14 protein-coding genes and 3 tRNA genes are annotated in these 18,087 nt (G+C 67.5%); 6 read left to right on the top strand and 11 right to left on the bottom strand.

What is annotated here, in order from left to right; all coding sequences use genetic code 11:
- Positions 1-3 precede the first annotated feature (3 nt).
- Positions 4-942, top strand: coding sequence for a hypothetical protein (locus RIB98_00570; GenBank protein ID MEQ8839448.1), 939 nt, complete (start codon positions 4-6; stop codon positions 940-942).
- Between the two features lie 8 nt (positions 943-950).
- On the opposite strand, the gene RIB98_00565 is transcribed toward RIB98_00570, so the two are convergent.
- Complete coding sequence (locus RIB98_00565; protein ID MEQ8839447.1) at positions 951-2,675, bottom strand: DEAD/DEAH box helicase; 1,725 nt, start codon at positions 2,673-2,675, stop codon at positions 951-953.
- A 159-nt stretch (positions 2,676-2,834) separates the two neighbouring features.
- Here RIB98_00565 and RIB98_00560 point away from each other — a divergent pair, with 159 nt between their 5' ends.
- The gene (locus RIB98_00560; protein ID MEQ8839446.1) at positions 2,835-3,335 is read left to right on the top strand and encodes a hypothetical protein; all 501 of its coding nucleotides are present in this window, start codon (positions 2,835-2,837) and stop codon (positions 3,333-3,335) included.
- On the opposite strand, the gene RIB98_00555 is transcribed toward RIB98_00560, so the two are convergent.
- Entirely contained in the window at positions 3,322-3,744 is a 423-nt protein-coding gene (locus tag RIB98_00555; protein ID MEQ8839445.1) for an STAS domain-containing protein, read from the bottom strand. The two genes, RIB98_00560 and RIB98_00555, sit on opposite strands and share 14 nt — an antisense overlap.
- A gap of 356 nt (positions 3,745-4,100) precedes the next feature.
- Between RIB98_00555 and RIB98_00550 the strand changes: the two genes are divergently transcribed.
- On the top strand, positions 4,101-4,460 hold the full coding sequence (locus tag RIB98_00550) for a hypothetical protein (GenBank protein ID MEQ8839444.1): 360 nt from the start codon (positions 4,101-4,103) through the stop codon (positions 4,458-4,460).
- Positions 4,461-4,484: 24 nt separating this feature from the next.
- On the opposite strand, the gene RIB98_00545 is transcribed toward RIB98_00550, so the two are convergent.
- The 3 genes from RIB98_00545 to RIB98_00535 form a co-directional block, all read right to left on the bottom strand.
- Entirely contained in the window at positions 4,485-5,387 is a 903-nt protein-coding gene (locus RIB98_00545; GenBank protein MEQ8839443.1) for an aldo/keto reductase, read from the bottom strand.
- A 171-nt stretch (positions 5,388-5,558) separates the two neighbouring features.
- Positions 5,559-5,634 (bottom strand) — tRNA-Lys (locus RIB98_00540).
- Between the two features lie 28 nt (positions 5,635-5,662).
- Positions 5,663-5,736 (bottom strand) — tRNA-His (locus RIB98_00535).
- 89 nt (positions 5,737-5,825) lie between these two features.
- Between RIB98_00535 and RIB98_00530 the strand changes: the two genes are divergently transcribed.
- A tRNA-Arg gene (locus RIB98_00530) sits at positions 5,826-5,902 on the top strand.
- Positions 5,903-5,917: 15 nt separating this feature from the next.
- Here RIB98_00530 and RIB98_00525 read toward each other — a convergent pair.
- Positions 5,918-8,095, bottom strand: a complete 2,178-nt coding sequence (locus tag RIB98_00525; protein MEQ8839442.1) for a glutamine synthetase III — start codon at positions 8,093-8,095, stop codon at positions 5,918-5,920.
- Positions 8,096-8,305: 210 nt separating this feature from the next.
- On the opposite strand from RIB98_00525, the gene RIB98_00520 reads away from it, so the two are divergent.
- Positions 8,306-9,397 carry a potassium channel protein gene (locus RIB98_00520; GenBank protein ID MEQ8839441.1) on the top strand — a complete coding sequence of 364 codons (1,092 nt, stop codon included), beginning with the start codon at positions 8,306-8,308 and terminating at the stop codon, positions 9,395-9,397.
- A gap of 5 nt (positions 9,398-9,402) precedes the next feature.
- On the opposite strand, the gene RIB98_00515 is transcribed toward RIB98_00520, so the two are convergent.
- The 5 genes from RIB98_00515 to aceB all read right to left on the bottom strand — a co-directional run bounded on the left by RIB98_00515 (position 9,403) and on the right by aceB (position 16,467).
- Entirely contained in the window at positions 9,403-10,713 is a 1,311-nt protein-coding gene (locus RIB98_00515; GenBank protein ID MEQ8839440.1) for an acyl-CoA dehydrogenase family protein, read from the bottom strand.
- Positions 10,714-10,722: 9 nt separating this feature from the next.
- A complete protein-coding gene (locus RIB98_00510) occupies positions 10,723-12,201 on the bottom strand; it encodes a carotenoid oxygenase family protein (GenBank protein MEQ8839439.1) in 1,479 nt (492 codons plus the stop codon).
- A 28-nt stretch (positions 12,202-12,229) separates the two neighbouring features.
- Entirely contained in the window at positions 12,230-13,333 is a 1,104-nt protein-coding gene (locus RIB98_00505) for a hypothetical protein (protein MEQ8839438.1), read from the bottom strand.
- Positions 13,334-13,457: 124 nt separating this feature from the next.
- Positions 13,458-14,747: an isocitrate lyase gene (gene aceA / locus RIB98_00500; protein ID MEQ8839437.1), complete on the bottom strand. Its 1,290-nt coding sequence runs from the start codon at positions 14,745-14,747 to the stop codon at positions 13,458-13,460.
- A 124-nt stretch (positions 14,748-14,871) separates the two neighbouring features.
- The gene (gene aceB / locus RIB98_00495) at positions 14,872-16,467 is read right to left on the bottom strand and encodes a malate synthase A (GenBank protein MEQ8839436.1); all 1,596 of its coding nucleotides are present in this window, start codon (positions 16,465-16,467) and stop codon (positions 14,872-14,874) included.
- A gap of 133 nt (positions 16,468-16,600) precedes the next feature.
- Here aceB and RIB98_00490 point away from each other — a divergent pair, with 133 nt between their 5' ends.
- Entirely contained in the window at positions 16,601-18,076 is a 1,476-nt protein-coding gene (locus tag RIB98_00490) for a helix-turn-helix domain-containing protein (protein ID MEQ8839435.1), read from the top strand.
- Positions 18,077-18,087: the final 11 nt, after the last annotated feature.

Genomic DNA, 18,087 nt, shown 5'->3' with positions numbered 1-18,087 from the left:
GGAATGGGTGTTTTGCGACAGGTCCGTTACGTGGCAGTGGTGGCGCTCATGGCGCTGCTGGGCAGCAGTTGCTACTACGTCGCCGCGGTGAACGCGGAGAACAACAGCGAACCGGTGCCGTTCATCTGCAACCCGACCGCGTTCAACACCGTGGTGAACCCTGCGATGGGCACCGTCGACTGGTACGAGGGCATCACTCGGGCCCCGTTGAGCTATGAGGAGTGCAAGACGCTCGCGCTTCAGCTCGACTTCGCACAGTCGTTCGCCAACCAGTACCCGACCCGAGGCGACGCCGAGGCGGCGGGCTACTTCGAGACCTTCGAGCGCATCCCCGGGATGGGCACCCACCACGGTCTCGGCGTCCTGACGCCCGAGGACTTCGCCGACCCGACGTTCGACCCCACGCACCCCGAGGAACGGCTCAACTCCAACCTCCCCGGCCACGTCGACGGGCTGTTCGAGCCCGGCCGCCCCGAGTTCCTCCAATACGACGGCACCAGCCCGGATTCACCGCTGGTCGGCATGTCCTACTACGTCTACACCGACACGGGGCTGCCGCCCGAGGGCTTTGCCGGCGACAACGACTGGTGGCACCACCACCCGAGGCTCTGCCACGACCCCGTCACCGCCAAGGCGACGCTCGGCGTCAACCTCAGCGACTCTGTCTGCGAGAGCCGTGGCGGCGTCAACGTGCACCTCCAGGACTTCTACATGTTGCACGCCTGGATCGTCCCCGACGTGGAACTCATCGACGATGTCTACGCCCCGTTGCACCCGTGCATCGACCCGGGTGGGACGATCTTCGACATGGAGGATCCGTGTCACGACGAGCTGCCGCCGGCGGGCTCATCACCGGCACAGTCGAGAGCTGGTGACGCCGTGCCGACCGGGCTCTTCTGCCCGATCGGGCTGGTCGGGCAGGACTGGGACCTCGACGCCTGACACTCGGGTCAGTCGACGTAGGCGCGGACCTGGGCCTTCTTGCCGCGGATGGTCGTGGCGTTGAGGGCATCGATCACGGACTTGGCTGACGCCTCGGGCACACCGACCACCGAGTACTTGTCGGCGATGCGGATCGGCCCGATCTCACGGCCCACGAGTTCGGTCTCGTTGGCGATCGCGCCCACGAGATCGCCGGGGCGCACACCGGCCTTGCGACCCATGCCGACGTAGACCAGGGACGTGCCGGGGCCGACGTTGCCCCTGGGGCGGGGCTTGGGCTTGGTGAACTTGCTGCCCTCGCCGTAGTGCTCGTCGTCGCGGTTCTTCTTCTTGTGCTTCTTCGGACGGTCGTCGCCGACATCGGGGATCTCCTGCTCGTCCGTCGTGGCGCCGCGGGCCTCGTGGTAGAGCTTGATCGCAGCGAGGGCGAGGTTGCGGTCGCTGTCCTCGCCGGCCAGTCCGTGGAGCACGCTGTTGTAGTCGTCGAGATCGTCGGCCGCGAGCGCCTCGCGAATCGCGGTGACGGTGTCGTCGACCTGGCGGGCCCGCAGGTCTGCGACCGTGGGGACCTTCTCGATCGCGATCTTCTGCTTGGTGAGGCGCTCGATGTTGTCGAGCAGTCGACGCTGGCGGGGCTCGACCAGCGTGATGGCCACGCCCTCGCGCCCGGCCCGACCGACACGGCCGATGCGGTGCACGTAGCTCTCCGAGGCCGACGGCACGTCGTAGTTCACGACATGGGTCAGCGTGTCGACGTCGAGGCCACGAGCGGCGACGTCGGTGGCGATCAGCAGCTCGGCGGTGCCGTCGCGGAGAAGTCCCATCACCCGGTCGCGCTGTTTCTGATCCATCCCGCCGTGAAGTGCCTCGGCCCGGTACCCGCGGCCGTTCATCGTCGTGGTGAGCTCGTCGACCTCGGTTCGGGTGCGGCAGAAGACGATGGCCGACGACGCACTCTCGACGTCGAGGATGCGGCCCAGCGCCGAGGCCTTGTGGAACCGGGGCACGATGTACGCGGTCTGGCGCACGAGGGTCTTGCCCGCCTTCGTGTCGCCGGCACCGATGTGGATGCGGACCGGGTCACGCTGGTACTTCTTCGTCAGCCGCTCGATGCGGGGCGGCATCGTGGCGGAGAACATCACGGTCTGACGCTCCGCCGGCGTGTTCTCGAGGATGGTTTCGATGTCCTCGGTGAAGCCCATGTCGAGCATCTCGTCGGCCTCGTCGAGCACGACCGTACGAATGCCGTCGAGCCTGAGTGACTTGCGACGGATGTGGTCGATCGCCCGCCCCGGGGTGGCCACGACCACGTGAACGCCGCGGTCGAGGGCCTGGAGCTGGCGCTGGATCGGCTGGCCGCCGTAGATCGGCACCACCTTCACGCCCTGACCGGCCCCGTACTTGAACATCGCCTCGCTGACCTGCACCGCGAGTTCGCGCGTGGGCACGACGACCAGGGCGGTCGGTTCGGCCGGGGCGCCGGGCTCGATGCCGTTCAGCACCGGCAGCGCGAACGCGGCGGTCTTGCCGGTGCCCGTGGCCGCCTGGCCGACGAGATCGGAACCGGCCAACAGGATCGGGATCGTCTCGCGCTGGATCGGCGTGGGCTCCTCGTAGCCGAGGGCACTGGTGGTGGCGACCAACTCGGCCCGCAGACCGAGGGCCGCGAACCCGTCGGATGCTTCTTCCGACTGTTCCGGCTGTTCTTCTGGAGACACTTCGATGTTCGACATGGCAACTGCTTCCCTCATGACGAGGGAAATCCCGTCTGGCTCATCTAGCCTACGGGTACGGGTGACCGCTGAGGAGCGGTCATTCGACACGGTTTCCCACCGTGCGGACTGCCCCTGCTTCGGCAGGGGTTTTTCGCGTCGTGGACTAGTGTCGCCCGCATGGCACTTCGTGACCTCGCCGGCGACATGGCGCGTGGCTCCGCCGGGCTCTGGAAGGCGGTGGCCGACGCCGTCGACCCCAAACCGTCGCCGGCCCGCCCGTCCACGTCGTCGGGATCGCAGGGGCAGGCCCCGAACGACGCGGTGATCCGTCACTCCCCGGTCGATCCGGCGATGGCCACGCCGGTCGAGGAGTCGGGGCAGATGCTCGTGCCCATCGATGCCTGGACCCGCATCCTCGAGCAGGTCGGGCATGTGCACGAGGCCGGTCAACAGCTCGCCGATGCCCGCGAGCGGGCGGCGCGGGCCGAGACGGAGAACGAGTTCCTGAAGGAACAACTCCGAGATCTCAAGTCCCAGAAGCGCAGCCCCCGTCGGCCCGCCGCTGGCGGTTCGCCGGCCTCGGCCGCCACCAGCCCGGTTCCCGCGTCGGACCCGATCGCTCGGGCCCGCGTGCGTCGCGCCCGCGAGGTCGCGAGCCGCTGGCTCAACCCGACGTAGGACTTCCTCCAGGCAGCGCTGCTCTGGATCGGTCAGCGACGCCGGTCGGCTCTGTCAGCCATGCCCACGTTCGCGCCGCGACCGCCTCCAGGCCCACGATCTCCAGCGTGCCCCCGTCTCGTCGCAGGAACCAGCGCACACGAGCGAATGCCCGCAGCGCCGCGGCGTCGATGAAGGTCACACCCTCGGCATCGATCCGGAACCGCCGAAAACCACCGAGAACGAACGGTGTGAGCACGTCGATGATGGCGTACTTGTCGAAGGTGTCGAGTTCGCCCTCGATCTTCAGCGTGATCCAATCCTCTCCCAGGCAGAGCAGGTCCGCCGTCGCGCCGCCGGGGAACCGAACCGAGGTCGCGGACGTTGCGGTCGTGGACGGCGCAGTGACCGGAGGTGATGCGATGGACATGGTGACGTTCCCTCCCGTCGGTCGACGGTCGACCGTGGAGGTCTGACGATCTCGCAGACCTGCCGGTTCCCGTGACGAGGCGAGAGTTCTCGGTTCGCTGCACGGCGCTCTTGCGTCGTAAGCCGCTCGGCTTCAGGAGGCCACGGGGGTGCGGGCGAAGACCTCGACGAAGTGCGGTGAGCGTGCGACTGCTCTCGACGGCAGAGGGCCTCCGGCGGGTTGGTGCGACCTGGCCCGTGCGACGTGGGGCGGGTACCCGACCTGGCGTACCCGACAGGGCACGACCTGCACCCTCGCCTTCCCGCGGGGGTCTCGCCGCAGGTTTCGTCCCCCCTTGCTGCGGGTACGTCGGTGTCATGAACAGCGCAGAGCAGGACGCAGCCGAACAGGTGGACGAGACCGTCACCACCACCGACGGTGACGGTGAGGGCCTCCGGGCCACCTACCCGCCGGAGAAGCCGGTCGGTGTTGAGGATCCCGCAATCGTTCAGGGCGATTCGGAGGCTCGTGACGACGTGGTGACCCGGGCATGGCGCGAGGAGCCTGACGAGACGCCCGGACGTGGCGCCCCTCCCGAGGTGCCGCCGCCGCACCGTGAACCGCCGGATGGTGTGCCCGAGACGGAGATCGTTCCGCGACCCGAGACCGAGGTCGTTCCCCGACCCGAGACGGAGGTCGTTCCCGACGACGAACCGGAGTCACCGTCGCCCGAGTGACCGACGGGGTCACGTCGGATCCGTTCACCACGGCGCCACATCGGGATCGACGAGTCGAGCGTGTTCATCCAGGGACTCGATCCGGGCAACGTCGTCATCGTCGAGTCGGATGCGCTGGGCGTCCCAGTTCTGCAGGATGTGCTCGCGGTCGGCACTTCGCGGGATGGCGACGACATTCTCCTGGTGAAGCAGCCATGCAATCGCGATGTCAGCCGGCGAGGCGTCGTGGCGCTCGGCGATGTCGCGCAACGTGGCGTCGTCGAAGACGTCTCCTCGAGCGATGGGTGAATAGGCCGTGAACGCCCACCCGTGGCCGGCGCACCACGAGCGGAGGCTGTCCTGGCGGAAGAACGGGTGACACTCCGCCTGGAGCACATCGAGTGGCGCCATGGGGAGGACGGTTTCGAGCTGTTCCAGCGTGAAGTTGGAGACGCCGATGCCTCGGGTCATCCCTGCTGCCTGCACTTGCGCGAGCGACGCCATCGTCGCGCCGATGCGGTCCCATGCCGTGGGCCAGTGGAGCAGGAGCAGGTCGACGTGGTCCAGACCCAGCCGGTCGAGGCTCCGTTCCGTCGATGCGACCAGGTCATCAGGCTCGTGATGGTCATTGGCGATCTTGGTCGTCACGAAGAGTTCCTCGCGCGGCAGCGATGCCGAGGCGATGCCGCGTCCGACCGCTTCCTCGTTGTCGTACATCTGGGCGGTGTCGATGTGGCGGTACCCGATCTCCAGCGCATCCTCGACCGAAGCAGTCGCCTCGTCACCCGCGAGTTGCCAGGTGCCGATGCCGAGCCGGGGAACGGACAGGCCGCCGACGGTGTCGACGACGGGCACGGCTCGGACCTGCGGCTCGGGGGCGGCGCGGTCGGCGGTGCCGTCTTCTTCGACCACCGGACCGGTCTGGTCAGCGGGTTGCTGGGGGTTCATGGTCACCTCGTGGAGTTCGTCGCACGTCGGTACAGGCGTACCCGGGCGGACGGGATTTCAACCCCACCGCACCGCGGTGGCTCGGCCCTGCCCTCGGAGAGCAGAGACGATTGCGCCGAAACGTCGAAACCCCAGGCCGCCCGCACAACGGGCCTGACCTGGGGTTTCTCGTGGTACACCCCCTGGGACTCGAACCCAGAACCTGCGGATTAAGAGTCCGATGCTCTACCAATTGAGCTAGAGGTGCAGGAATTGCTCCGGAGAGAAATTCTACGGGTGAACGAGGGGATTCGAACCCCCGACCTCCTGGACCACAACCAGGCGCTCTAACCAACTGAGCTACGCCCACCATGTCGGCCGAAGCCAACTGCCGACCCCGAGGGGTCAGGCGAAGGAGGAGTGTACCGGGCCGAGCGCACCGCGGCCTACCCTTATCTCGCCCCCGTAGCTCAACTGGATAGAGCAGCGAGCTTCTACCTCGCAGGTTGCAGGTTCGAGTCCTGTCGGGGGTGCCACCCTGGCCGCCCCGGTCACTTGATGAACAGCATCTCCCGGTACTTGGGGAGCGGCCAGTACTGATCGGCCACGAGCGTCTCGAGCGTGTCGGCATGGCGCCGCACTTCGTCCATCAGCGGACGAAGGGTGTCGGCGCCGTAGCGCATGTGCGCTTCCGGCGTGTCGAAGTCGTGGACCTCGATGGCCTCGGCGAGGTCGTCGGCGGCCACCAGCATCGCATCGGCCTCGCCGGCGATCGTTGCCACCACCGACGTGTTGAGCTTGATGCCCAACGAGGATGTCTGCTGGATCGTGCTGGCGAGATTCGACAGGTATGACATCGTGGCGGGGTAGAGAGCGGTCTTCGCGAGCTCGACCACCACTTTCGCCTCCACCGCGATCGAGAGGCAGTACTGCTCTGCGTAGACCTCGTAGCGGCTCTCGAGCTCGACTGGCGACAGCACACCGGTGCGGTCGAACAGGGCGACGACATCGTCTTCCATCAGCACCGGCAGCGCATCGGCCGTCGTCGGGAGGTTGCGTAGACCACGCTCTTCGACGGCCTCGCGATGCCATTCCTCGGAGTAGCCGTCGCCGCCGAAGATGACGTCGCCGTGCAGATCCATGAGCTCCTTGAGCACGGCGGCGACCGCCGCGGACTTCGAGGAGCCGGCGTCGAGTTCGGCCTCGAGCTTGTCGCCGATCCACTCGAGCGCATCGGCGAGCATGGTGTTCATCGCCACGAGCGGGCCGGCGACGGAGTGTGCCGACCCCACCGCACGGAACTCGAAGCGGTTGCCGGTGAAGGCGAACGGCGAGGTGCGGTTGCGGTCGCCCGGGTCTCGGGTGAACGACAGAATCTCGGCCAGGCCGAGGTCCATCGTGCCGCTCTCGGCCAGCGCCGACGTCTTGCCGGTCTTGATGTCGTCGAACACCGCCTCGAGCTGCTCGCCGAGGTAGAGCGACAGGATCGCCGGCGGTGCCTCGTTGGCACCGAGCCGGTGATCGTTGCTCGCCGAGGCGATGACGGCGCGTAGTAGCGGACCGAAGAGATGGACGCCGCGGATGACGGCACCGCAGAACAGCAGGAAGTTCAGGTTCTCGTTGGGTGTGCGGCCCGGATCGAGCAGGTTGCCCTGGGTCGAGTTGCCGACCGACCAGTTCACGTGCTTGCCCGATCCGTTGAGACCGGCGAAGGGCTTCTCGTGGAGGAGACACACGAACCCGTGCGCCGTCGCCGTCGCCTGCATCACCGTCATCAGCAGCTGCTGGTGGTCGGCGGCGACATTGGCCGACTCGTAGTACGGCGCGATCTCGAACTGGCCGGGGGCGACCTCGTTGTGGTGGGTCTTGGCCGGGATACCGAGGCGGAAGAGCTTGTCCTCGAAGTCCTGCATGAAGACCTGGACCCGCTCCGGAATCGCGCCGAAGTAGTGGTCGTCGAACTCCTGGCCCTTGGGTGACGGCGCTCCGAAGAGCGTGCGCCCCGTCAGCAGGAGATCCGGGCGGCTGTGCGCGAAGTGGGCGTCGATGAGGAAGTACTCCTGCTCGGCACCACAGCTCGCGCTGAGTGGCTCGATGTCGGTTTCGCCCATCAGGGTCAACACGCGCTCAGCGGCGCGGCTCATCGCTGCGTTCGAACGCAGAAGGGGGATCTTCTTGTCGAGCGACTCGCCGGTCCACGACATGAAGACCGACGGGATCATCAGGGTGGCGCCATTGGCGGTCTGCATCACGTAGGCGGGGCTCGTCGGATCCCACGCGGTGTAGCCGCGGGCCGCATTGGTGGCCCGCAGGCTTCCGTTGGGGAACGACGAACCGTCGGGCTCGCCCTTGCGCAGCAGGCTGCCGGTGAACTCGGTGATGGCGTGGCCGTCGGAGTTGAGGACGATGAAGCCGTCGTGCTTCTCCGCCGTGATGTTCGTGAGCGGATAGAAGATGTGGGAGAAGAACTTGACGCCCTTGGCGATGGCCCAGTCCTTCATCGCTGCGGCGACCACATCGGCCGTCGCCTGATCGAGCGGCGTGCCGGTCTGACGGGCGGCCTTCATCGCCTTGAAGGCGTTCTTCGACAGTGACTCCTCCATCGTCGCGAGGTTGAAGACGTCGCATCCCCAGATCTCGCTGAGCGGCGCGCCGGGTGCGCCGTCGGGCACGACGCCGCGGTTGGTCACCGAGTTGATCGCTTGGAGCCTGATCTCGTTGCCGCTCATGTCTGATTTCTCTCTCTCGAGTCGATTGGCCGGAAGTTAGCCAGCTCGCGTGCGAAGCCCGCCGCTGCGACGGGCTGTTCTCCGAGCCGTAACACGGTGGAATCACTCATCCCGCTCGGGGGGCAGGAACTCACAAGTGGTCGGCAATCGTCCGGAAACACGGAACCTCCACCATAGACCGAGACCCCGGAGAGACGACGTCGTGCAGCGATGACCGCGAAGACTGACGGCACCGAAGTCGGACCGCCGATCGCTGAATCCGTGCGGAAGATGCTGGCCGGGGTCAGCGTGCTGGTCGGCGTCTGTGTCGCCGGTGCGGTCGGCTATCTCGCCGCCGGCTGGTCCTTGCCCGATGCGATGTTCATGGTGGTCATCACCATCTTCGGCGTGGGCTACGGCGAGGTCCGACCGATCGACACCCTGGCGCTGCGCGGGCTGACCGGCTTCGTGATCGTCGCCGGCTACGGCGCCGTGATCTACACGGTCGGCGGATTCATCCAGATGGTGATCGACGGCCAACTCAACCGCGCGTTCGGCGCCAGGAAGACACGAAAGGAGATCGCCCGAATGGAGGGACACACGATCATCTGTGGTCTGGGCCGCATGGGGGCGTCGCTCGCGGCAGAACTGCACGCGGTCGGCCACCGCTTCGTCGCCATCGACGAGGACCCGGGGGCCGTCGAGCGGGCCCGCGAGCGCTACGAGCTGGTCATCTCGGGTGACGCCGCCGATGAGGACGTCCTCATGGCTGCAGGCATCGACCGGGCTTCGGTTCTGGCCACCGTGCTGTCCGCCGACGCCACCAACGTCTTCGTGACCCTGACAGCGCGGGCGATGAACCCCGACATCACGATCCTCGCCCGCGGGGAGAATCGCCACACCGAGTCGAAGCTGCGGACCTGTGGAGCCGACCAGGTGGTCCTCCCGACCGACATCGGTGCGACCCGCATCTCGCAGCTGATCGTGCGGCCGAGCGCCGAGGAGATGCTCGACTCCATCGGCTCGTCCGGCGACCTCGACCTCGTCCAGCTCGGTCTCGAGTTCGACGAGATCGAGCTGCAGTCGTCGTCGCCGTTGGCCAACCGGGTCATCGGGGACATCGAGGTGCGCGGCGCCTACGGCTACCTGATCATCGCCGTGCGCCGCGTCGACGGGACCACCGTCATGCATCCCCGGTCAGATCTCCGATTGGCGATCGGCGACCGGCTGATCGTGCTCGGCTACGAGGACGACCTTCCTCGCCTCGGCTCGAAGGAACCCAGCCGGACCGTCACCTATCGAGGCGTGACCTCGGAGGTCTGAGCGGCTCAGGCGTTCTTCGGCAGCTCGGAGAACGGCGTCGTCTTGAAGTCGCCGGGTTCCTTGGGCAGGCCGAGGACCCGTTCACCGATGATGTTCTTCTGGATCTGGTCGGTGCCGCCGTAGATGGGCGGCGCCTGCGCGTAGAGCGCACCACCGGTGACGAAGGGCAGCATGGGGTTGCCGGTGGCCTCGTTGAGCGCCTCCGACTGCTCGGCGGTGTAGCCGTGGAGCGTGCCGGCCGGGCCCACGAGCTGAAGTCCGAGATCGCGATTGAGACGCACGAGGTCACTCATCGCCAGCTTCGCGATGTTGGCCATGCCCGGGATGTCCTTGCCGGCCATCTTCGCGGCCTTGAGCCGGTCGGTGTTCATCTGCCCGAGCCGGTTCATGATGTGGAGGCGAACGAGGTCCTGGCGGATCACGGGGTCGGTGTTCATGCCGACGGCGCGAGCCAGGTCGGTCATCATCGACGATCCGGCCCGCTGTCGGGGGCCCTGGCCCTTGCTCGCCTTGGCCGGATCGGGCGCGAAGTCGCCGGCCCGCTTGTCGAGCATCTTCGCGATCGTGCCCGGCGTCAGGCCGGAGCCGCCGCCACCACCACCGGCCCCGAGGCCGGCTCGTTCGTTGGCCAGCGTGGTGTTGGTGGCCGCCCAGCCGTTGTTCACGCCGCCGATCACCGCGCTGTCGGGCACGCGGGCCTCGGTGAGGAACACCTCGTTGAACATCGCGTGGCCGGTCATCTCGACGAGCGGACGCAGGTCGACCTGCTCCTGGTGCATGTCGCACGCCATCCAGGTGATGCCCTGGTGTTTGGGCGCGTCCGGGTTGGTACGGGCGATCAACATGCCCATGTCGGCGGTCTGGCCGAGCGAGGTCCACACCTTCTGGCCGGTGACGATCCACTCGTCACCGTCGAGCTCGGCCTTGGTGGTGAGCCCGGCGAGGTCGGACCCTGCGCCCGGCTCGGAGAACAGCTGACACCACGCCTTCTGACCGGTGACGATCTCGCGGACGTAGAGGTCTATCTGCTCCTGGGTGCCGTGGGTGGCGATCGTGGGAGCGGCGAGGAGGAGACCCAGCCCGCCGGGGGCGCCGACCGCGCCGTGCTCGGCGATGGTCTTGCCGATCCTGTTCGAATCGCTGCGGGAGAGCCCCTTGCCGTAGGCGTTGGTCGGCAGGGTCGGTGCGCACCAACCCGAGAGACCGAGGCGTTCCCACCAGTCGCCCAGGGTCAGATCCGGGTCCCAGTTCTCTTCGAGCCACGCCTGGAGTTCGTCGAGGATCGGATCAGAGGTCGTCTGCTGCGTCGCTGCCATGGCAGGACGCTAGCGGGCGACGGGGAGCCGGGCCGCGCCAGCCCAACACGCGTGGGTGCCGCTGGAGATCCGTTCCGGCAGGGTGATCGCCGCTATCGGCGAAGTGGCGGGGTCGGTCGCGTCGAGAATCAGACACTGCGAGCGGTCGTTCACGAGATCCACTGTGAAGGTGATCAGGTAGCCGTCGTCCTCAGCCGTCGAGCCGGGTCGGGGTGCCATGACCGTCTCGCTCGCGAAGACGCCGTCGGGAAGGCGATGGGTGACCATGGTGTCGGATTCGACATCGTGCTTCACGACTCCCTCGAAACCGAACCAGCCGGCCGCAGGAAGTGCGTCGTAGCTGTAGCGATACGGGCGGCCGCCGTGGCGCCCGTTGATCATGCCGAACTCGAGGATCTGGTCGCTCAGCGGACCCTCGGTGGTCCGTCCGGTCGTGAGGTCGAATCGCCAGCGGTAGGGGATCGACTTCATCTGGTGCAGGTCGAGATAGCGGTAGAGGTTCTCCTCGAACGTGGCCTCGGGCCGTGGTCGTGGCGATGGGTTCTGCTGGAAGAACCCGTCGAGCACGATCTCGTCGCCGTCCTCGTACGCGTTGACCCAGTGGAGTACGAAGGTCGGATCGGCCTCGAACCAGCGCACCTGGTCGCTCGATCCGCCGCGGGGGATGATGCCGAAGCGGGTCGGCAGTTCCGGATGGAATCGAGGAGCGTAGATGCCGGCCGCCATCGCCTCCGGTTCCCAGAACAGCGGGCAGTCGTTGACGATCGCGTAGTGCTCGGTGAAGGCCATGTCGTGGGGGAGTCGGGCCCCGGGTAGCACCACGTCGATGTAGTTCGTGAGCTCACCCTCTGCGGAGACCTCTCCGTAGTGCATGTAGGGGGCCTCGGTGCCGTAGTTGAAGAACAGCAGTTCACCCGTGGACTCGTCGACCTTCGTATGGGCGGACACGCCCTCGGCGGGGAACGCGCCGTTCCAGGTCGCCTTGCCCCGTGGTGCGAGCGTGATCGGGTCGACCCGATACAGGTCACCGCACATGTAGAAGCTGGCGAGGGCGTCACCGCCCTGGATCACCACATCGGTGCTCGCCGCGTCCTTCATGCGGGGCCGGGCACCGATGGTGTGGTCGGCCTTGGCGCTCGCCGGCAACTCGGCGAGCCCGGCCCACAATGACTCGCCGGCCGCGAGTTCCCGTTCGAGGCCATCGGTACGAACGAAGCGGTTCGCGTAGCGGGCCTGGCCGGCCTCGAACGACATCGAGTGCAACATGCCGTCGCCGTCGAAGGGGTGGTAACGCTCGATCGGCGGGTGCAACGGATTCTCGGTGTTGCGGATGTAGACCCCGTTGAGATCGTCGGGAATGTGCCCTTCGACGTCGAGGTCCCACGCGTCGTACTCGACATGTTGCGGCCGCCACGGTCCCGATCGATACGGGTGCGAATCGGCGGGCGGGAGGGTGTGGGGCAGGGTGTCGTGGATCTGCGTCTTCATCGCAGGTTCAGCGTGGCACAGGTGGTGCTCAGACCGCGGCGGTGGATTCGGCTGTCGTCGGGGTCGGGTCGTCGCTCGGTTGTTCGTCCGGCGCGGCGAATGTGGCCACGAGGTAGGCGGTGAGCACCGGCGCGATCGCTCGGGAGATGTCGAAGAAGCGCCACCAGACCTGACGGCTGAAGAACACGGCGAGCACCACGAACCCGAGTGACCCCCATGTCAGGTAGGTGGGGCGGCGGATTGCCCGCACGATCAGCATCGGCATGATCGCGATGAGCGCGAGGATGACGGCGAGGTCGACCGGGTTCTCGATCCAGTTCTCATAGGCACCCGCCATGCCGCCGAAGGGCGGGCCGAACTCCTGGACCTCGTCGACCCCGCTGCCCGAGGTGAGACGCAGGCGGAGGTAGACGGCCCACGCGCCGGCCGCGATCGTCGGGGGAATGCCGATCAGCCAGGGAATCCGGCGGGTGCGAACCAATCGGAGCAGCAAGGCGCCGGCGAGGTAGAGGAACATCACCTCGCGAGCGAGTACGGCGACCGTGAACCACACCGCGGCCCGGCGGTCGTCGCGCTCCTCCAACGCGACCGTGCCCCAGAGCGCGGCCGCGAACGCCAGGATGCCGGCGCCGCTGATGTCGAACTCGAAGATGATCCCCACGTTGAGCGCGAAGGCGAGGCCCCACCACTCGCTGCCTCCGAGACGACGAGCGAGCCGGGCCGTCGCCGCGGTGCCGAGCGCGATGGCGAACAGGTTGGTGATCGCCATGGTCCACGGCAGTGCCGTCGGTGGCACGAGGCCGCCGGCGCCGGCGACGAGCGGGAAGAGCATGCGCTGCCCGCGGTACACCGGACGGTCGAGCAGCGCGGCGTGGCGGTCGGGCGTGAGATACAGCGGGTCGAGCGCCTGGAGATAGAAGTACTTCCCGTCGTGGCCCTCGGCGTCGACCGTGGCGATCTCGCGGCCCATCTCGGCCTCGACGTGCTCGGTGATGGGCTGGGCGTCGGGTGCCGAGCCGAACTTGACGAGACCGGTGATGTCACCCTCGTGGCCGAGCAGCGATCCCCCGATCACGGCGCAGCCGACGAGCAGCGCCGCCGCGATGACGCGAAGAGGGAGGGTGCGAAACATCGGGTTCCTGTCGGCACCACCGCCCGTCCCTCAAGCTCCTCCCCAACACCCCCGAAATTGAGGCGACTTGACCACCGCAAGGGTGGTCAAGTCGCCTCGAGAAGCGGGGTCTGGCGGACCCGGCTTAGTGGAACTGCTCTTCCTCGGTGCTGCCGGCGAGGGCGAGCGTCGACGCGGTGCCGCCGGAGACGACGGTGGCGATGTCGTCGAAGTAACCGGCGCCGACCTCACGCTGGTGCTTCGTGGCGGTGTAGCCGTCCGGCTCCATGGTGAACTCGCGCTCCTGTAGCTCGACGTAGGCGGTCATGTCGTTGGCGGTGTAGCCACGGGCCAGATCGAAGGCCGACGCGTTGAGTGCGTGCCACCCGGCGAGGGTGATGAACTGGAACGCGTAGCCCATTGCACCGAGCTCCTTCTGGAACTTGGCGATCGTCGAGTCGTCGAGGTGCGCCTTCCAGTTGAACGACGGCGAGCAGTTGTAGCTCAGCATCTGGTCCGGGTACTCGGCCTTGACGGCCTCGGCGAACTCACGGGCCTGCTCGAGGTCCGGCGTGCCGGTCTCGCACCAGATCAGGTCGGCGTAGGGCGCGTAGGCCAGCGCACGCTTGATCGGCGTCTTGATGCCGGGCTCGGTGTAGTAGAAGCCCTCGGCGGACCGCTCGCCGGTGAGGAACTCCTGATCACGCTCGTCCACGTCGGTCGTCAACAGGTTCGCGGCCAGCGCGTCGGTGCGGGCAAGGACGATCGTCGGCGTGCCGGCGACGTCGGCGGCGAGACGGGCTGCGTTCAGGGTGGTCACGTGCTGCTGGGTCGGGATGAGGACCTTGCCGCCCATGTGGCCGCACTTCTTGGCCGAGCTGAGCTGGTCTTCCCAGTGCACACCGGCCGCGCCGGACTCGATCATGGACTTCATGAGCTCGTAGGCGTTGAGCGGCCCGCCGAAGCCGGCTTCGGCGTCGGCCACGATCGGCAGCATGTAGTCGATCGACGGGCTACCGCTGGTCTCGGCCCATTCGATCTGGTCCGCGCGGCGCAGCGCGTTGTTGATGCGCGACACAACCGACGGCACCGAGTTGGCCGGGTAGAGCGACTGGTCCGGGTAGACCTGCCCGGCGAGGTTCGCATCGCCCGCGACCTGCCAACCGGAGAGGTAGATGGCGGGGAGGCCGCCCTTGGCGTACTGGATCGCCTGGCCACCGGTCATGGCGCCCAGCGCGTGGACGTAGTCCATGTTGTTGATGCGGTCCCAGAGCTTCTCGGCGCCCTGGCGGGCGAGCGTGTGCTCGGGCATCACGGAGCCGCGCAGCCGCACGACGTCCTCGGCGGTGTAGTCCCGCTGTACGCCCTTCCACCGGGGGTTCTCGTCCCAGTCCTTCTGAAGGGCGGCCACCTGTTCGGCGAAGCTCGGGTTCATTGCTTTCTCCTGGTTATCGGGATCTCGTGTTGAGATGGTGAGATTGGGGTTGAGGGATAGGGCGGGGACAGGTGTCTGACACCGGCGGGACAGGTGTCTGACACCTTTGGGACGGTGGGACGGGTTAGAGGAGGTCGTAGGCGGGGATGGTGAGGAATTCGGGGTAGTCGGAGGCGGGGGCGAAGCAGAGGGTGCGGAGGAGGTCGCAGGCGTCGCCGTAGCGGCCGGCCGACCAGCGATCGGGGCCGAGGTCGGCTTCAAGGGCGGTGAACTCCTCGTCGATGAGCGAGTGGAGCAGGTCATCGTCGAGCGCCTGGCCGTCGGCGACCTCGACGCCGTGGCGACGCCATTGCCACAGCTGGGCCCGGCAGACCTCGGCCATGGCCGTGTCCTCGAGGTGATCGTCGATGGCGACGGCCGCCGTTCCGGCGAGCCATTCGCCCAGATAGCGGATGACGATGCGGATGTTGGTGCGCACACCTTCGAGCGTGATGGCGCCGTCGGACCCGGGGAGCGTGAGGAGATCGTCGGCCGTGACGTAGACGTCGTCTCGCTGTCGGGCGACCTGGTTCGGCTTCTTTCCGAGCACCTTGTCGAACTCGGCCCGGGCGACCGGCACCAGGCCAGGGTGGGCGATGCGGGTGCCGTCGAAACCGTCGCCGGCCTCGCGTCGCTTGTCGACGGTGACCTTGCGCAGTGCACCGGCGATGCGTTCGTCGTGCGCGGATTCGGGGCCGTCGCCGAGGATGACGCCCGACATGCCGCCGATCGCATGGGCGCCGCGGCGGTGGCACGTCGCGACGAGGAGCTCGGTGAACGCCCGCATGAACGGCGTGGTCACCGAGATCCGGTCGCGATCGGGCAACACGAACGCCGGGTCCTCACGAAACGTCTTGGCCACGCTGAAGAGGTAGTCCCAGTTGCCGGTGTGGAGGCCGGTGATGTGATCACGCAGTGCGTAGAGGATCTCGTCCATCTCGAACGCGGCGAGAATCGTCTCGACCAGCACCGTCGCCCGGATGGTGCCCGGGCCCAGCGCGAGCTCAGCCTCGGCGAAGTCGAACACGTCGTTCCACAGCTCGGCGTCGGCCTGGCCCTCGACCTTGGGCAGGTAGAAGTAGGGCCCGGTGCCCCGGGCCGCGGCCGGCGCCGCGTTGTGGAAGACGCAGAGCCCGAAGTCGACGAGGGCCGCCGCCATCGGCTCGCCGTCGACGGTGAGGTGTTTGTCGACGAGGTGCCACGCCCGGGTCCGCACCATCAAGGTGGTGGCGTGGGGCGGCGGGGTCAGCTCGCCGCGATACGCGGCCGCGACATTGGCCTGCCCCTCGAGGATGTTGTCGAGCGTGGGCGCCGTGGCGTCCTCGAAGTCGGCCATGAAGACGTCGGCGCCGCTCTCGAGTGCCCGGACCATGAAGTCGCGGGTGACGGGACCGGTGATCTCGGTCCGTCGGTTCGTGAGGTCGGCCGGCGCGCTGGCGACGGTCCATCCGCCCGAGCGGATGTGGGCGGTGTCGGGCCGAAACGACGGCCGCAAACCCCGGTCGGTACACCGTTGGCGTTCCTCACGGGCGGCGAGCAGCGCCCGCCGGGTGGGTTCGAACCGCTGATGCAGGGCCCCGAGGAACTCGCGCGCTTCAGGCGTGAGGATCGTGGCGGCGAGCGGGTGCGCCGCGCACGCCGGGTTCGGGAGGGCAGGATTCGGGAACGCTGGTGTGTGCATGCTCGCTCCCTCCGTCGGTCGATCTCGACTGGACAGGAAGTTTGCCGGTTCTTCGACCACAAAACAAGACATGTATGGAACAAATTTTGGGGTCCGCCTTCACAAGTATCGAAAGATCTGCAATTCTTTGCTCATGGCCGACGACTTCGACCCCCTCGTGCTCGGCGCGCGCATTCGCGACGCCCGGCGCCGACGTGATGCCACGCTGGCCGACATCAGTGATCTCGTGGGGCGGCCGGCCCCGTATCTGAGCCAGCTCGAGAACGGCAAGGTCGAGCCGAAGCTGAGCTTCCTCGGTGAGTTGGCCGAGGCGCTCGACACGACCACCGCCGACCTGCTCGACCCCGCCCCGCCCGATCGCCGCGCCGAGCTCGAGATCGGCGTGGCCCGCGCCCAGGAGGACCCTCGCTATGCGGCGCTCGGCCTGCCGTACCTCAAGCCGTCGGCCAAGATCAGCGATGACGTGCTCGAGCACGTACTGACGCTGTGGACTCTCGTGGCCGACCACGACGAGCCGGCTCCGCCCTCACCTGATCACCGGCGCTTCGCGGATCACGCCCGTGCCGCCAACAGCGCCTTGCGAACCGAGATGCGCGCCCGCGACAACTATTTCGCCGAGATCGAAGCGGTCGCCAACGCCACCCTGCGGCGCGCCGGGTACGGCGGGTCGGGGCCGATCAGCGAGCGGGTCCTCACCGAGATCGCCGCGATCCACGGCTTCACCATCGAGCGGGTCGGGTCGATCCCCCGCACCGCCCGCAGCATCACCGACACCCGCGACAAGATCATCTTCATCCCCGATCAGGGTGGTCTACGCATTCGCCAGGCCCGTTCGGTGGTGCTCCAAACCCTCGGTCACTTCGTGCTCCAGCACGTCGACACCACCGACTTCGGGGAGTACCTGCGGCAGCGGATCGAGTCGAACTACTTCGCTGCGGCGGTGCTCGCCCCCGAGGGGCCGGCCGTCGAGTTCCTCCGCGACGCGCAACGGCAGAAGGACATCTCGGTCGAGGACCTGAAGGAGCTCTTCTACATCTCCTACGAGATGGCCGCGCACCGCTTCACCAACCTCGCGACTCGCCATCTCGACATTCCTTGCCACTTCCTGCGCACCGACAGCGAGGGCGTGATCAACAAGGCCTACGAGAACGACGGCATCGTCTTTCCCGCGGCCAGCGACGGCGGACTCGAGGGGCAGCGGGTGCCGCGCCAGTGGGGGAGTCGGCAGGCGTGGAATGCCCACGGGAGTTTTTTGCTCCACAGCCAGTTCACGGTGTGCGACGACGACGAGTACTTCTGCACCACCTACATCGAGACCGAGACGGATCGTTCACCCCACGCCATCTCGCTCGGCACGCGGTCGCAATACGCCACCGCGTTTCGGGGATCCGACACGCTGCGCCGTGAATTCGCGCGCGGCCGGGAGATCGAACCCGACCCGGGGCTCGTCCACGAGTGGCGCGACATCGCGTGGCCGTCGGCGGCCGAGCGCAGTCACGTGCTGTCGGCCCTGCCCCCGTCGTCGCGCGAGTTCAGCCCGTTCCCCGGCATCGACCTGCTCGACGTCTATCGGTTCCTCGAGCGTCAGCGCCGCGGTCGGGCCTCCTGAGATTCCGGTCG

This window comes from Acidimicrobiales bacterium (assembly GCA_040219515.1).
Lineage (GTDB): Bacteria > Actinomycetota > Acidimicrobiia > Acidimicrobiales > Aldehydirespiratoraceae > JAJRXC01.
The sequence above is the reverse complement of the archived record's forward strand: the minus strand, read 5'-3'. Positions and strand labels throughout refer to the sequence as shown.

Bases quoted from the DNA above. Each gene is read 5' to 3' on its own strand.
- RIB98_00570 (MEQ8839448.1), top strand. From the start codon at position 4: ATGGGTGTTTTGCGACAGGTCCGTTACGTGGCAGTGGTGGCGCTCATG.
- RIB98_00565 (MEQ8839447.1), bottom strand. From the start codon at position 2,675: ATGTCGAACATCGAAGTGTCTCCAGAAGAACAGCCGGAACAGTCGGAA.
- RIB98_00560 (MEQ8839446.1), top strand. From the start codon at position 2,835: ATGGCACTTCGTGACCTCGCCGGCGACATGGCGCGTGGCTCCGCCGGG.
- RIB98_00555 (MEQ8839445.1), bottom strand. From the start codon at position 3,744: ATGTCCATCGCATCACCTCCGGTCACTGCGCCGTCCACGACCGCAACG.
- RIB98_00550 (MEQ8839444.1), top strand. From the start codon at position 4,101: ATGAACAGCGCAGAGCAGGACGCAGCCGAACAGGTGGACGAGACCGTC.
- RIB98_00545 (MEQ8839443.1), bottom strand. From the start codon at position 5,387: ATGAACCCCCAGCAACCCGCTGACCAGACCGGTCCGGTGGTCGAAGAA.
- RIB98_00525 (MEQ8839442.1), bottom strand. From the start codon at position 8,095: ATGAGCGGCAACGAGATCAGGCTCCAAGCGATCAACTCGGTGACCAAC.
- RIB98_00520 (MEQ8839441.1), top strand. From the start codon at position 8,306: ATGACCGCGAAGACTGACGGCACCGAAGTCGGACCGCCGATCGCTGAA.
- RIB98_00515 (MEQ8839440.1), bottom strand. From the start codon at position 10,713: ATGGCAGCGACGCAGCAGACGACCTCTGATCCGATCCTCGACGAACTC.
- RIB98_00510 (MEQ8839439.1), bottom strand. From the start codon at position 12,201: ATGAAGACGCAGATCCACGACACCCTGCCCCACACCCTCCCGCCCGCC.
- RIB98_00505 (MEQ8839438.1), bottom strand. From the start codon at position 13,333: ATGTTTCGCACCCTCCCTCTTCGCGTCATCGCGGCGGCGCTGCTCGTC.
- aceA (MEQ8839437.1), bottom strand. From the start codon at position 14,747: ATGAACCCGAGCTTCGCCGAACAGGTGGCCGCCCTTCAGAAGGACTGG.
- aceB (MEQ8839436.1), bottom strand. From the start codon at position 16,467: ATGCACACACCAGCGTTCCCGAATCCTGCCCTCCCGAACCCGGCGTGC.
- RIB98_00490 (MEQ8839435.1), top strand. From the start codon at position 16,601: ATGGCCGACGACTTCGACCCCCTCGTGCTCGGCGCGCGCATTCGCGAC.